General features: G+C 72.3%; 13 protein-coding genes. 9 read left to right on the top strand and 4 right to left on the bottom strand.

The window, feature by feature from the left end; translation table 11 throughout:
* Position 1: 1 nt before the first annotated feature.
* Entirely contained in the window at positions 2-1141 is a 1140-nt protein-coding gene (locus tag O7612_RS05750) for a cystathionine gamma-synthase (RefSeq protein ID WP_282271115.1), read from the bottom strand.
* Positions 1142-1275: 134 nt separating this feature from the next.
* On the opposite strand from O7612_RS05750, the gene O7612_RS05745 reads away from it, so the two are divergent.
* The 7 genes from O7612_RS05745 (at position 1276) to O7612_RS05715 (ending at position 8237) form a co-directional block, all read left to right on the top strand.
* Positions 1276-1689, top strand: a complete 414-nt coding sequence (locus O7612_RS05745) for an HIT family protein (protein WP_282271114.1) — start codon at positions 1276-1278, stop codon at positions 1687-1689.
* A gap of 104 nt (positions 1690-1793) precedes the next feature.
* A complete protein-coding gene (msrA, locus tag O7612_RS05740) occupies positions 1794-2453 on the top strand; it encodes a peptide-methionine (S)-S-oxide reductase MsrA (RefSeq protein WP_282271112.1) in 660 nt (219 codons plus the stop codon).
* Between the two features lie 86 nt (positions 2454-2539).
* Positions 2540-2824, top strand: a complete 285-nt coding sequence (locus tag O7612_RS05735) for a type II toxin-antitoxin system Phd/YefM family antitoxin (RefSeq protein ID WP_282271110.1) — start codon at positions 2540-2542, stop codon at positions 2822-2824.
* The gene (locus tag O7612_RS05730; protein WP_282271108.1) at positions 2821-3111 is read left to right on the top strand and encodes a type II toxin-antitoxin system RelE/ParE family toxin; all 291 of its coding nucleotides are present in this window, start codon (positions 2821-2823) and stop codon (positions 3109-3111) included. The genes O7612_RS05735 and O7612_RS05730 overlap by 4 nt, the downstream gene beginning before the upstream one ends.
* Before the next feature lie 328 nt (positions 3112-3439).
* Positions 3440-5230 carry an N-acetylglutaminylglutamine amidotransferase gene (locus O7612_RS05725; RefSeq protein ID WP_282271106.1) on the top strand — a complete coding sequence of 597 codons (1791 nt, stop codon included), beginning with the start codon at positions 3440-3442 and terminating at the stop codon, positions 5228-5230.
* Between the two features lie 2 nt (positions 5231-5232).
* The gene (gene ngg, locus O7612_RS05720) at positions 5233-7065 is read left to right on the top strand and encodes an N-acetylglutaminylglutamine synthetase (RefSeq protein WP_282271104.1); all 1833 of its coding nucleotides are present in this window, start codon (positions 5233-5235) and stop codon (positions 7063-7065) included.
* Positions 7062-8237: an osmoprotectant NAGGN system M42 family peptidase gene (locus O7612_RS05715; RefSeq protein WP_067307602.1), complete on the top strand. Its 1176-nt coding sequence runs from the start codon at positions 7062-7064 to the stop codon at positions 8235-8237. Before ngg ends, O7612_RS05715 begins: the two co-directional genes overlap by 4 nt.
* Before the next feature lie 157 nt (positions 8238-8394).
* Here the strand turns inward: O7612_RS05715 and O7612_RS05710 are convergent, their stop codons facing one another.
* Positions 8395-10110, bottom strand: coding sequence for an alpha/beta hydrolase domain-containing protein (locus O7612_RS05710; protein ID WP_282271100.1), 1716 nt, complete (start codon positions 10108-10110; stop codon positions 8395-8397).
* 540 nt (positions 10111-10650) lie between these two features.
* Here O7612_RS05710 and O7612_RS05705 point away from each other — a divergent pair.
* Entirely contained in the window at positions 10651-11580 is a 930-nt protein-coding gene (locus O7612_RS05705) for a ribonuclease Z (RefSeq protein ID WP_282271098.1), read from the top strand.
* Positions 11577-12095, top strand: coding sequence for a GNAT family N-acetyltransferase (locus O7612_RS05700; protein WP_282271096.1), 519 nt, complete (start codon positions 11577-11579; stop codon positions 12093-12095). Before O7612_RS05705 ends, O7612_RS05700 begins: the two co-directional genes overlap by 4 nt.
* A 2-nt stretch (positions 12096-12097) precedes the next feature.
* Here the strand turns inward: O7612_RS05700 and O7612_RS05695 are convergent, their stop codons facing one another.
* Positions 12098-13009 (bottom strand): hypothetical protein, encoded by a 912-nt coding sequence (locus O7612_RS05695; protein ID WP_282271094.1) that lies wholly within the window; start codon positions 13007-13009, stop codon positions 12098-12100.
* A 161-nt stretch (positions 13010-13170) separates the two neighbouring features.
* Positions 13171-14541 (bottom strand): cystathionine beta-synthase, encoded by a 1371-nt coding sequence (locus tag O7612_RS05690; protein WP_282271092.1) that lies wholly within the window; start codon positions 14539-14541, stop codon positions 13171-13173.
* Between the last annotated feature and the right edge of the window lie 56 nt (positions 14542-14597).

The raw sequence follows: 14597 nt of genomic DNA, 5'->3' as shown, positions 1-14597 counted from the left end.
GTCAGCCCAGTGCCTGCTCCAGATCGGCGAGCAGGTCGTCGACCGTCTCGATGCCGACAGACAGTCGCACGAGATCGCCGGGAACTTCAAGCGGCGAGCCGGCAGCACTTGCGTGTGTCATCCGGCCCGGATGCTCGATCAGCGACTCCACTCCGCCGAGCGACTCGGCGAGGACGAACAGCCGTGCCCGGTTGCAGACCCGCACGGCGTGCTCCTCGCCCCCGGCGGCCCGGAAGGAGATCATCCCGCCGAACCGGCGCATCTGCTTGGCGGCCACCTCGTGCCCGGGGTGCGCCGGCAGGCCCGGGTAGATGACCTGGGCGACCTTCGCGTGGTTGTCCAGGAAAGCGGCGATCCGCTCGGCGTTGTCGCAGTGCCGGTCCATCCGTACCCCGAGGGTCTTGATGCCGCGCAGGGTGAGCCAGGCGTCGAACGGGCCGTTGACCGCACCCATCGCGTTCTGGTGGTAGCGCAGCTCGTCGCCGAGCGCCGGGTCGGTGACGACCAGCGCGCCACCGACCACGTCGGAGTGCCCGCCGACGTACTTGGTGGTGGAGTGCACCACGACGTCCGCGCCGTGCGCGAGCGGCTGCTGGAGGTACGGCGAGGCGAAGGTGTTGTCGACCGCCAGCAGCGCACCTGCGTCGTGCGCGACCCCGGCCAGGGCGGCGATGTCGGCGATGCCGAGCAGCGGGTTCGTCGGCGTCTCGACCCAGACGATCTTCGTGGTGGGGCGGATCGCGGCCCGCACCGCGTCGACGTCGGAGACCTTCGCCGGGGTGTACGTCAGCCCCCAGCGCTCGGCCACCCGGGCGAAGAGCCGGTAGGTGCCGCCGTACGCGTCGTCCGGGATCACCACGTGGTCGCCGGGGCGGCAGACGGTCCGCAACAGGGTGTCCTCGGCGGCCAGGCCGCTGGCGAAGGCGAGCCCGACCCGGCCGCCCTCCAGCGCGGCCAGGCACTCCTGGAGCGCGTCGCGGGTCGGGTTGCCGGAGCGGCTGTACTCGTAGCCCTGCCGGGGCGCACCGACGGCGTCCTGGGCGTACGTGCTGGTCTGGTAGATCGGTGGGATCACCGCGCCGGTCCGGGCCTCCGGATCCTGCCCGGCGTGGATGGCGAGTGTCTCGAAACCGTGACTCATCCCGCAGACGTTAGTCCGCCGTGCCCACCCGCCGGACGGAACCCGCGCCCGCTCACCCCACGCCCGGGCACGCACCCCGGCCCGCCCGCCTTCCGACACCTGTCGACGTCGGGGGTCAGGGCTAGGCTGCGCGGGTGGCCGGGTGTGTGTTCTGTCAGATCGTGGCCGGCGAGGTGCCGGCGTTCCGGGTGGCCGACGAGCCGGACGGGGTGGCCTTCCTGGACACCCGGCCGGTCTTCAAGGGGCACGTCCTGGTGGTGCCCCGCACCCACCTGGTCACCCTGACCGACCTGCCGGCGGCCGAGCTGTCCGGCTACTTCGGACTGGTGCAGCGCCTGGCGGTGGCGGTGGAGTCCGGTCTGGGGGCCGGCGGGACGTTCGTGGCGATGAACAACCGGGTGTCCCAGTCGGTGGCCCACCTGCACACCCACGTGGTGCCGAGGACGAAGGGCGACGGCCTGCGCGGCTTCTTCTGGCCGCGGACCCGCTACGCCGACGACACCGAGGCCGCCTCGTACGCCGGCCGGGTCACCGCAGCCCTGCCCTGAGCCGACATTCCGCGGTCGGGTCGGGCGAGAGGCGCCGTCCAGCGGGTAAGGAAGCGGTGCCCGCCGGCGTTGCACGCGGGGAGAGGTACGAGAGGAGTTCCACCGTGTTCCTTCGCCGCATGAAGGCCGAGATGATCAGTCCCGACCAGGCCCTGCCCGGCCGCCCGATCGCGATGCCGGTCGGGGACCGGCACGAGGTGCTGCCGTCGTCGCTGAAGGGTCCGTTCCCGGAGGGCTCGCAGGTCGCCGTGTTCGGGATGGGCTGTTTCTGGGGTGCCGAGCGACTGTTCTGGACGCTTCCGGGGGTGCTCACCACGTCGGCCGGCTACGCGGGCGGCTACACCACCAACCCGACGTACGAGGAGGTGTGTTCGGGGATGACGGGGCACGCCGAGGTGGTCCAGGTGGTCTACGACCCGACCGTGATCAGCTATGAGGACCTGCTCAAGGTGTTCTGGGAGAACCACGACCCGACCCAGGGCATGCGGCAGGGCAACGACGTCGGCAGCCAGTACCGCTCGACGATCTACACCACCTCGGACGCGCAGCTGGCCACCGCACAGGCGTCCCGGGACGCGTTCGCGCCGATCGTGGCGCGGGCCGGCAAGGGTGAGATCACCACCGAGATCGCCCCGCTGGGCGACTACTTCTTCGCGGAGGACTACCACCAGCAGTACCTGGCCCCGACGAAGAACCCGAACGGCTACTGCAACCATGGCCCGAACGGGCTGAGCTGCCCGGTCGGGGTGGCCAGGACGGCCTAGAACCGCAGGCCACCGGGCTTACGGCCCGGTGGCCCTCGGCTGGAATTGGTGCAGACTTCACGCCAGAATCTGCCTATACTTCGAGCATGACCGTGGTGCCGTTCACTGATGCCCGCAACCGCCTCTCGGAACTCATCGACGAGGTGGCCTCGACCCATGAGCGGATAGAGATCACCAGGCACGGCCACGCCGCCGCGGTGCTCATCTCCGCCGACGACCTCGCCATCCTGGAAGAGACCCTGGAGGTTCTCTCCAGCGCCGAGGCCATGCGGCAACTCGGCGAATCCAAGGCCGCCGTCGAAGCCGGTGACGTCCTCGACGCCGACGAACTCGCAGCACTGATGGCGAAGCGATCGAAGCGGGCGAGGTGACCGGTCCGGACCCCGGCCGCTACCGGCTCCAGGTCACCGGCCCGGCCGCACGTGCCCTGGCCGGACGGCTGCCAGAGAAGATATCCGCGGCCGTCTACGAGTTCATCACCACCGCCCTCCTCGACAATCCGCATCGTGTCGGCAAACGACTCCTTCTGCCGCCGTTCGAAGGCACCTGGTCGGCCAGGCGCGGCATGTACCGCGTCCTCTACGAGATCGACGAGGACGACCGCGTCGTGACCGTGACGGCAGTCGAACACCGGGCCGACGCTTACCGGTCGCGGTGACAGGAGGCGGGAACCAGATGGGCATCGTCCGCCAGGGGATCAAGAACCCGAACGGACTGAGCTGCCCGGTCGGGGTGGCCCGTACCGCCGGCTGACCGGGCCGGACACCCACCGGCCGCCGGGCGATCCGCCCGACGGCCGTTTTGCGGGTCTGCGGTGTTTGTCACATCAGGTGCCCGGGGCGAATCGGGCACCCGCCGGCCCCGGGGAGGAACGTCGGCCCACGCGGGGCCGTCACGCTGAGTGGCGCACATCCTAGCAATTCCGTAACAGGGCCGACATCAGCTCAACAGGCGAACGGCAACAAGCTCTGGCAGCATTGGCTGGCATGTGCGGACTTGCGGGAGAGTTCCGCCGTGACGGCTCACGCGCCGACGTGTCGGCGGTGGAGCGCATGGCGGCCACGATGAGTGACCGGGGGCCCGACGACAGTGGGGTCTGGTCCCAGGGCGCGACCGCCCTCGGGCACCGCCGACTGAAGATCATCGACCTTTCCGCCGCCAGCGGGCAACCGATCGTCGACCCGGCCGCCGGGCTCACCGGCGTGTTCAACGGCTGCGTCTACAACTACCGCGAGCTGCGCCAGGAGTTGCAGGACAGGGGGCACCGTTTCTTCTCCTCCGGCGACAGCGAGGTGGTGGTCAAGGCGTACGCCGAGTGGGGGCTCGACTTCGTCGACCACCTGATCGGGATGTTCGCCGTCGCGATCACCGAGCGGGACACCGGCCGCCTGGTGCTGGCCCGCGACCGGCTCGGCATCAAGCCGCTCTACCTGGCCGAGACGCCGGGGGTGGTGCGCTTCGCCAGCACCCTGCCCGCCCTGCTGGCCGGCGGTGGGGTCGACACCACCATCGACCCGGTGGCGCTGGCCCACTATCTGAGCTTCCACAGCATCGTGCCGCCGCCGCGCACCATCCTGCGCGGGGTCGCCAAGCTCCCCCCGGCCACCGTGCGGGTCTACGAGCCCGACGGCCGCACCCATGAGCGGGTCTACTGGGATCCGTCGTTCACCCGGGACGCGTCGCACGCCGACTGGTCGGCGCGGGACTGGGAGGACGCCCTGCTGGCGTCGCTGACCACCGCGGTCCGCCGACGGATGGTCGCCGACGTGCCGGTGGGCGTGCTGCTCTCCGGCGGCCTGGACTCCAGCCTGGTGGTGGCGCTGCTGGCCGGCGAGGGGCAGACCCGCTCCGGGCTGTCCACCTTCTCGATCGGCTTCGACGCCGTCGGCGGACGGGAGGGCGACGAGTTCGTCTACTCCGACCTGGTGGCGAAGACCTTCGGCACCGACCACCACCAGCTCAAGGTGGCCGCCGGTGACCTGGTGCCACCGCTGGAGGCGGCGGTGGCCGCGATGAGCGAGCCGATGGTCAGCCACGACTGCGTCGCCTTCTACCTGCTCAGCCAGGAGGTGTCCCGGCACGTCAAGGTGGTCCAGTCCGGCCAGGGCGCGGACGAGATCCTCGGCGGCTACCACTGGTACCCGCCGCTGGCCGGCGTCGACCGGGAGCAGGCCCTCGACACGTACGCGCAGGCGTTCTTCGACCGGGACGCGGCCGGGCTGGCCCGGGTGCTCAACCCGGCGTGGCTGGCCGACGGCGACCCGGCACGCGAGTTCGTGGCCGCCCACCTGGGCCGGGCCGGGGCGCAGACCGCCGTCGACGCCGGCCTACGGATCGACACCCAGATCATGCTCACCGACGACCCGGTGAAGCGGGTGGACAACATGACCATGGCGCACGGGCTGGAGGCCCGGGTGCCGTTCCTCGACCACGAGTTCGTGGAGCTGGCGGCGAGCTGCCCGCCCGAGCTGAAGCTGGCCCAGGGCGGCAAGGGCGTGCTCAAGGAGATCGGCCGCCGGGTCCTGCCGCACGAGGTGATCGACCGCCCCAAGGGCTACTTCCCGGTGCCGGGCCTGACCCACCTGGAGGGCAAGCTCCTCGACCGGGTCCGCGACGCGCTCACCGCGCCGCAGGCCCGTCGCCGCGACCTGTTCCGTGCCGACTACGTCACTGCGCTGCTCGCCGAACCGAACGCCGAACTGACCCCGTTGAACGGAAACAAACTGTGGCAACTGGGACTTCTGGAAATGTGGCTCCAGAGCCACGGAATCGACTGACCGTGAACGAGACCCTCGCCACCGGCACGGCCCGGACCGACCGGGAGCGGGTGCTCGGCCGCCGCCGGGAACGGACCGGCCCCGGCGGCGATCCGGTCGCGCCGGGCACCGTCGGGGAGCAGCCGCGCCGGGAGCCGGCCGGGCCGTCCGACGTGGTCCTCGACTGCGGCTGGGGACGGCTGGTCTTCGGCCAGACCTTCCACGAGCAGGTCGCGGTGGCCCATGTGCTGCGGTCCGAGGCGGCCGGCTCCCGGGACATCTGCATCTACCTGCGGGATCCGCACGTGCTGGTGTCCCGGCTGCCCGACGAGTTGTTCATCGACCCGTCGCTGACCTACCGGCTGCCGCTGGGCGAGCGCCGCCCGGAGGCCACCGGACGGATGGAGATCCCGGGGCTGGTCGTCCGGCCGCTGCGGGACGCCGACGACGCCGACGCGGTGAACCGGATCTACGCCCGCAACGGCATGGTCACCGCGCCGGTGGAGGTGCTGGTCGACAACGCCGGCACCGACCGGTTCCTGCATCTGGTGGCCGAGGCGAGCACCGGGGAGGTCGTCGGCACCATCACCGGCGTGGACCACGTGGCGGTCTTCGGCGACCGGGAGAACGGCGCGAGCCTGTGGTGCCTGACCGTGGACTTCAACACCGCCCCGCCCGGCACCGGCCAGGCCCTGCTCACCGAGCTGGCCGACCGGCTGGACGACCGCGGACGCGCCTTCGTCGACCTGTCGGTGCTGGCCGAGAACTCCGGCGCGATCCGGCTGTACGAGCGGTTGGGCTTCCACCGCACCGGCACACTCTGCGTGAAACGGAAGAACCCGATCAACGAACGGCTCTTCCTGCCGTCCGCCCCGGCGGGCTACGACGAGCTGAACCCGTACGCGAAGATCGTCGCCGACGAGGCGATGCGGCGCGGCATCCGGGTGGAGGTCACCGACGCGCACTGGGGTGAGCTGCGGCTGACCAACGGCGGCCGGACGATCGTCACCCGCGAGTCGCTGTCCGAGCTGACCTCGGCGGTGGCGATGAGCCGCTGCGACGACAAGCGGGTCACCCGGCGCATCCTCACCGAAGCGGGCCTGTCGGTGCCGCGCGGCCGGACCGCCACCGGCGACCCCGACGACGTGGCCTTCCTCGCCGACTTCGGGCCGGTGGTGGTCAAGCCGGCCCGTGGCGAACAGGGCAACGGCATCACCGTCGGGGTGCGCACCGCCGAGGCGCTGACCGCCGCCGTCGAGCTGGCCCGCCGGTTCTGCCCCGACGTGCTGATCGAGGAGCTGCGCGCGGGCGAGGACCTGCGGGTGATCGTCATCGACCACGAGGTGGTGGCCGCCGCGGTACGCCGACCGGCGCAGATCACCGGGGACGGCGTGCACGACATCACCGAGCTGATCGCACGGCAGAGCCGACGGCGGGCCGCCGCCACCGGCGGCGAGTCCCGCATCCCGGTCGACGAGATGACCCGCGAGGTGGTGGCCGAGGCCGGGCACCGGATGCACGACGTGCTGCCCGAGGGGCAGGTGCTGGCGGTGCGTCGGACGGCGAACCTCCACACCGGTGGCACAATCCACGACGTGACGGCCGAACTGCACCCGACGATCGCCACCGCCTGTGTGGCGGCGAGCCGGGCCCTGGACATCCCGGTGACCGGGCTGGACCTGCTGGTCCCCGCCCCCGACCAGCCCGAGCACGTGTTCATCGAGGCGAACGAGCGGCCAGGGCTGGCCAACCACGAGCCCCAGCCGACCGCCGAGCGCTTCGTGGACCTGCTCTTCCCGGGCACCCGGGCACCGCAGCGCCTCTGGAGCCCGGCCGGGCCCGGAGGGGTCGCGTGAGCCTCAAGCCCCTGGAGATCGATCTGGACTACCTGCGCCAGGTGTTGCTGGAACTGCTCGACATCCCGAGCCCGTCGGGGCGTACCGACCACGTGCAGCAGTACGTCGGCGAACGGCTCTCCGCGCTGGGCATCCCGTCCACGCTGACCCGGCGGGGGGCGCTCAGCGCCTGCCTGCCCGGCCCCCGGCAGACCGGCGCCGACCGGGCGATCGTGGTGCACACCGACACCATCGGCGGGATGGTCAAGCGGCTCAAGGAGAACGGCCGGCTGGAGCTGAAGACCATCGGCACCCACTCGGCCCGGTTCGCCGAGGGCGCGCACGTGCGGATCTTCACCGACGACCTGGACCGGGTGATCACCGGCCAGGTGCTGCCGCTGAAGGCCAGCGGGCACCGCTACAACGACGACGTCGACCTGCAGGGCGTCGGCTGGGAGCACGTCGAGGTCCGGGTCGACGAGCCGGTCGAGGACATCGCCGGCCTCCGGGCGCTCGGTGTCGACGCGGGCGACTTCGTGGCGTTCCTGCCGAACCCGATGATCACCCCCTCGGGTTTCGTCAAGTCCCGGCACCTGGACGACAAGGCCGGGGTGGCGGCGGTGCTGACCGCGTTCAAGGCGGTGGTGGACGCCGGTATCACCCCCACGGTCACCGCCCACCTGCTGGTCACCGTCACCGAGGAGATCGGCCACGGGGCCAGCCACGGCCTGGATCCGGACGTCGCCGAGATCGTCTCGGTGGACGCGGCGGTGGTCGCGCCGGGCCAGCAGTCCCGGGAGGACGCGGCGACCCTGGCGATGGGCGACGGGGTCGGCCCGTTCGACTACCACCTGACCCGCAACCTCGCCACGATCGCCCGGGAACACGGCGTCGACCTGGTCCGCGACGTCTTCGACTACTACCGCTCGGACGTGGCGGCGGCGGTCGAGGCGGGCGCGCACGCCCGGGTCGCGCTGCTCGGCTTCGGGGTGGACGCCACCCACGGCCACGAGCGCACCCACCTGGAGGGGCTGCGTCACCTGGCCCAGTTGCTGTGCCTCTATCTCCAGAGCGACCTGGTCTTCCCCGAGTGGGACGCCGAACCGGCGGGCGACCTGGCGGACTTCCCGTCCCTGGCGGTTCAGCCGGCCGGCGGGGACGGCCCACGCGAGGGTCCGATCGGCATCGACTGACCGGCACCGCACGGCCCCGTGCCCAGCGGCCCGGGGCAGCGGTCACGTCGCCGGTGGGCGGCGGGTCCGACGCCGGGCGTCGGACCCGCCGCCCACCGGCCGGGTCGGTTGCTCCCCTCCGGGGAGCCGGCACCGTCGTGCCGGCCCCCGGTGCGGGTCACCGGTCGCGGTCGGCCGCCGCGTCGAGGAGCGCGATCAACGCCTCGGTCATCCGGAGCACCGCGTCCCGGGCCGCCGGGTCGCGGGTGATCCGCTGCTCCGCCCGGTCGGCCAACTGCGTCAGCAGCTCGCTGGCCCGGGCCGCGTTGCCGGCGGTGCCGGCCTGCTCGGCCCGCTGGAGCCGGTCGGTCAGCCGGGCCGCCACGTACTCGGTGATCCGGCCGGCGGCGACGTACTCGGTGATGAGGTCACGCAGGTCGGAGTACCAGGCGGGGTCGCGGGTGAACGACGCGGGCAGGTAGCCGGCCCCGGCGGCGGCGAGGGTGGCCGCGACGCTGGCGTCCACGTACGACCCGACGGTCGGGTAGCGGGTGGCGAGTTGCGCGTCGGTCAGCGGCACCGAACTGCCGTCGAGGAAGCAGAAGCCGGGTCCGGCGTTGCTGCCGCTGTTGACCCGCAGCGGCACCTGGTGCTGGGCGAGCCGGATGCCGCCGAGGGCGAGTCCCAGCTCGTCGCGGGCGATGGCCGGTGGTGTCGTGGTGGTCGTCTGGATCAGCGGTGCGGTCGGCGGGGCCACCCCCTGGGCGACCCAGGCGACGGTGTGGTCGTACACCGCGTTCTGCACCATGTGCTGCGGGATCCGCGACAGCGAGGGCAGCGTGCAGGTCTGCGGCTCACCCGGGTAGCCGCCCGGGTAGCTGCCAATGTCGCGCTTGCGCAGCGGACCGTAGTCGGTGATCAGCTTCCAGTCGCCGTGCGAGGCGCCGGCGACCTCCCAGGAGCGCAGGACGGGCGAGTCGGCCTGGGCGCGGGCCGCCGCGGGCAGGATGCCGCTGGCCACGTCCCCCTCGGAGTTGATCCGGAACACCGGCGTCGCCAGGTCGGTGCGGAGCACGCCGCCGCCACCGTGCAGGACGACCGCGTCGAGCACGTTCGCCGACTGCTGGACGCCGTTGTAGTAGTTGGCGAGCCGGCCGGCCGACTGCGAGTGGCCGGTGGCGATCACGTACTGCGGGGCGGGCAGCTTGCCCAGCGGGTCGACCCCGGTCGGGTTGCGGACCGCCTTCACCGCCTGGCTGAAGATGTCGTACGAGAGGCTGTCGTCGGTGACCGCGCCGCCGACGGTGACGTCCAGCGCGCCGTACCGGCCCGGGCTCCACGTCTTGAGGCCGGTGGCCGAGTGCAGCCCGGCCCGCTGGGCGGACACCCCGACCCAGGCATACCCGGAGCGGATCAGGTGCTCGTGTGACTGGAACCAGTCGACCTCCTGGTCCCACTGGTTGCTGACGTTGTTCCACTCGGCGATCACGACGCCGTTGAACTTCTTGGTGTTGGCCGGCCGCCGGACCACCAGCCGGGTGCCGTACGGCTGGTCGGTGGCGATGGTCGTGGCATTCTGGGTGCCCTGCACCGCGTACCGGGTGGCGGTGCCGAAGAGGAAGAACTCCTCCTCGACGTAGCCGGCGGCGGCGAGGTCGACGTCGGTGGCGAGGAACGGGTAGCCGTGGCGGGGGTCGCCGACCGGGGTGGTCCGGGCGATCGGCCCGGCGACCACCGGGTTCGCCACCCGCTCACCGGTGGCGGTGGACGGCCGGGGAGCGGCCGCCTCGGCCGCGGCCGCCGGGGCGGCCGGACCGGCGGCGACGGCGAGGACGCCGGCCAGGCCGAACGCCATCAGCGACCGGCGGGTGGGGGTGGGGGACGGAACGGGCACGGTTCACCTCACGAAGGGGTCGACCGAGGGGACGGCTCGGACGGGTGGTGGCGAGATGCGCTGCTCGGGATCGACTGCGGTGGCTGTCGTGGGGCAGAGAGTAATGCTCACTTCGGGCGAAAGATAGGCCAGATGAGCACGAACTTTCGATCGGTTGGACAAAAGTCGGCCCGGGTGGCGCGGACGGCAGCGGTCCCGGCCCGTCCCGGCCCCCCGCGAAAGTTCGCCGAAAATCACTACCGGCACCGGGCGTCGGGTGGGTAGCGTGGCGGTACACGGGAAAGGAGGTGGTCCAGACTTGTATAGCAATCGGACTCGTGAGGTGGCTGTCCGCTAGCCGCTGTCCTCGACAGTGAAACACCAGCTCGATCGTCGAGACCGTGTGGCAGCGGTGCGGCGAAACCACGACAGCCACCCGACCCCCGGGGTGCCGACCCAGTCCAGTCGGCCCGCGCGCAGCGCGGAAGCCCCGGGGGTCGCTCCGTTCCCGGCCCGGCGGGCGGCACGACCGGGCCGACAGTCCAGGTCGGGGAGGCCGCCGTGTCCATGCGCGAGTTGGTGGTCCTCGGCACGGCCAGCCAGACCCCCACCCGGCTGCGCAACCACAACGGCTACGTGCTGCGCTGGGACGACGAGGTGATCCTCTTCGACCCCGGCGAGGGCAGCCAGCGGCAACTCCTGCACACCGGGGTCACCGCCACCGACCTGACCCGGATCTGCGTCACCCACTTCCACGGCGACCACTGCCTCGGCCTGCCCGGCACCATCCAGCGGCTCTCCCTGGACCGGGTGCCGCGCCCGGTGGCGGTGCACTTCCCGGCCGGTGGCGCGGAGTACTTCGCCCGGCTGCGGCACGCCAGCAGCTTCCACGAGACCGCCGAGCTGGCCGTCGAGCCGATCACCGCCGACGGGCAGCGGATCACCCTGGGCGTCGGCACGCTCGAGGCCCGCCGGCTCCGGCACCCGATCGAGACGTACGGGTACCGGCTGGTCGAGCCGGACGGCTGCCGGATGCTCCCGGAACGGCTGTCCGCGTACGGCATCGGGGGGCCGGCCGTCGGTGAGCTGCTCCGCGTCGGCCACCTGGACGTCGGCGGACGCCGCGTCACCCGGGACGAGGTGAGCGTGGCCCGGCCGGGGCAGCGGTTCGCCTTCGTGATGGACACCGGCCTCTGCGACGGGGTGTACGCCCTCGCCGAACACGCCGACCTGCTGGTCATCGAGTCGACGTTCCTGGCGTCGGAGGCCGCGCTCGCCGCCGAGGTCGGCCACCTGACCGCCGGCCAGGCCGCCCGGGTCGCCACCGAGTCGGGGGTACGCACGCTGGTGCTCACCCACTTCTCCCAGCGGTACGCCGACCCGCGCCGCTTCCACGACGAGGCCCGCGAACACTTCGCCGGGGAGCTGGTCGTCGCCGAGGACCTGACCGTCGTGCCGGTGCCGCCCCGGCGGGTAGCCTCGCCGGGGTGACCGTCACGCTCCGCCCCGCCGTCGCCGACGATCTGATGCCGGTGGGCGCCCTGCACCAGCGGTCCCGGGTCGCCACCTACTCGTCGTTCCTGCCGCCTGCGGCGTTGGCCGACCCGACGCCCGAGGCGATGGGCACCTACTGGGTCGAGCGGTGGACGTGGGAGCGCGACGAGCACCTGATGACCGTGGCCGAGCGGGACTGCCGGCTGGTCGGGTTCAGCTACCTCGGCCCGGACGACGCGGGTGACCCGGCCACCGGCCTGCTCAACGCCATCCACCTCGATCCGGCCGAGCGGGGCCGGGGCACCGGGCGGGCGCTGATGGCCGACGCGCTGGACACCATGCGCGGCCGGGGCTGGCGTCGGGCGGCGCTCTGGGTGCTGGAGCGCAACACCGGTGCCCGGGGCTTCTACGAGCACGGCGGCTGGACCTGGACCGGCCAGACCCGGGACGAGCGGATCGGGCGCATCCCCACCCCGCAGCTCCGCTACGCCCGGCAGCTACCGGGCCGCTGACGTCAGGTGCCGTCCCGGTCCGCGTCGACCGAGAAGTTGATCACTGAGAGGTAGCCGTCGCCGTCCTCGACGACCTTCATCAACATCGTCTCGGCGTAGATGGTGTCGTTGTCGTTGAACGTGTCCCGCCCGGTGTGCGCGGCGTACGGCGCTGCGGCGTACACCCTGCTGTTGAGGGCCTCGTCGAACATCATCTGGGTGGTGAGCACCCGGTTGTCGCCCACGTGCACCATCGCGTGGATGTGCGTGGTGCGGCCCCGGTACCAGCCCGGCCAGACGGTGGTGAACTCGACGATCCCGTCGGCGTTGGTGACCTGCGCCCCGCGCAGGTACCGCTTGTCGTCGGTCGGCGTCAGGTCCGCCGAAGCCCCCTCGGCACCGCCGGCCGGGCCGCCGCCGGTCGCGCCGCCCGGCGGGTTACCGGAGGGTGCGCCGCCCGGCGGGTTGCCGGAGGGTGCGCCACCGGGCGGGGCGCCGCCACCGGACGCGCCGGAGGACTGGGCCTCGGCCCCCGAGTAGAGGCCCGCCGCGTCACAGTGCCAGATCTCCACGACGGCGTCGGCCAGCGGCCCGCACTGCTCGCTGTCCTGGACCCGGATCGCCACCCGCAGCCGGGTGCCCTCCCGGTCCTCCCGGATGTCGCTGCGGATCTTGTCGGCGTCGAAGTAGTACGGGCCCTGGGTGGTGCTCGCGGTCAGCGTGCAGGTGTTCGCCGCGCCGAAGAGCGCGGTCAGGTCGGCGGACGTGCCGGTGGTGGCCTGTGGGGACACCGTCTCCCCGGTCGACGTGGTGACCGTGCCGCCGTCCCGGCCGCAGGCGGCGAGCAGACCGGCCAGCCCGATCGAGCCGACTCCCGCGATCAGCCGGCGACGGCTGACCCGCTGCCCCTCGTGGTGGTCAAGGTCGTGACGCATGTCGTTCCTCCCGTGGGTCGGTGCCTCTCGGCTGGTCCCGACGGTAGGGAGGCGGCACGGGCGTCCTCTGTGCCGCTGCTGTCCGCCTGCTGTGAATGTCGACCCGCCCGGACGTGCCGGCGGGGCGCCTCCGTCCGGAGACGCCCCGCAGGTGCGTCGGGTCAGTGCGCGCCGAGGTGGGCGAGCAGGTCCTGACGGGTCAGTACGCCCTTGGGCTTGCCGTCGACCAGCACCAGCGCCGCGTCGGACTTCTCCAGCATGCCCACCGCCTCGCTGACCGGCTGACCGCCGCCGATCATCGGCAGCGGGTCACCCATGTGCCGCTCGATGGTGTCGTGCAGGTGCGCCTGACCGGTGAACAGGGCGTCCAGCAGGTCCCGTTCGGCGATCGAGCCGGCCACCTCACCGGTCACCACCGGCGGCTCGGCCTTGAGCACCGGGAGCTGGGAGACGCCGTACTCGCGCATGTAGTCGATGGCGTCGCGGACCGTCTCGGTCGGGTGGACGTGCACCAGCTCGGGCAGCCCGCCCGGCTTGCCCGCCAGCGCGTCGGCGACGGTCGGCTCGGTGCCCGAGTGGTCCAGGAAGCCGTACCGGGCCATCCAACGGTCATTGAAGATCTTGGACAGGTAGCCCTTGCCGCTGTCCGGCAGCAGCACCACGATCACGTCGTCCGGGCCGGCGGCCCGGGCCACCTCCAGCGCCGCCACCACGGCCATCCCGCAGGAGCCGCCGACCAGCAGACCCTCCTCCCGGGCCAGCCGCCGGGTCATCTCGAAGGACGCCTTGTCGGAGACCTCGACGATCTGGTCGGCGATGTCCCGGTCGTACGTCTCGGGCCAGAAGTCCTCGCCGACCCCCTCGACCAGGTACGGCCGACCGGTGCCGCCGGAGTAGACCGAGCCCTCCGGGTCCGCCCCGATCACCTGCACCCGCCCCTCGGAGGCCTCCTTGAGGTAGCGCCCGATGCCGGAGATGGTGCCGCCGGTGCCGACCCCGGTGACGAAGTGGGTGAGCCCACCCTCGGTCTGCTTCCACAGCTCCGGACCGGTGGTCTCGTAGTGCGAACGCGGGTTGGCCGGGTTGCTGTACTGGTCGGGCTTCCACGCGCCGGGGATCTCCCGGGCCAGCCGGTCGGAGACGTTGTAGTAGGAACGCGGGTCCTCCGGGGCGACGGCGGTCGGGCAGACCACCACCTCGGCGCCGTACGCACGCAGCACGTCCTGCTTGTCCTGGCTGACCTTGTCGGGGCAGACGAAGACGCAGTGGTAGCCCTTGAGCTGCGCCACCAGGGCCAGCCCGACACCGGTGTTGCCGCTGGTCGGCTCGACGATCGTCCCCCCGGGCCGGAGGATTCCGGCGGCCTCGGCGTCCTCCACCATCCGCAGCGCGATCCGGTCCTTCACCGAACCGCCCGGGTTGAGGTACTCCACCTTCGCCAGCACGGTCGCCCGGATACCCTCGGTGACGTTGCGCAGCCGCACCAGCGGGGTGTTACCGATCATGTCGACGACGTTGTCGTAGTACTGCACCTCGTTGTGCCCTTCGTTGCGGCGCCGGGAACGGCGGCCTGGCAGACGGTCCTTCG

It is taken from the genome of Micromonospora sp. WMMD987, assembly GCF_029581435.1.
Lineage (GTDB): Bacteria > Actinomycetota > Actinomycetes > Mycobacteriales > Micromonosporaceae > Micromonospora > Micromonospora rifamycinica.
Note: the sequence above shows the minus strand (reverse complement) of the source record. Positions and strands in the feature narration are given on the sequence as shown.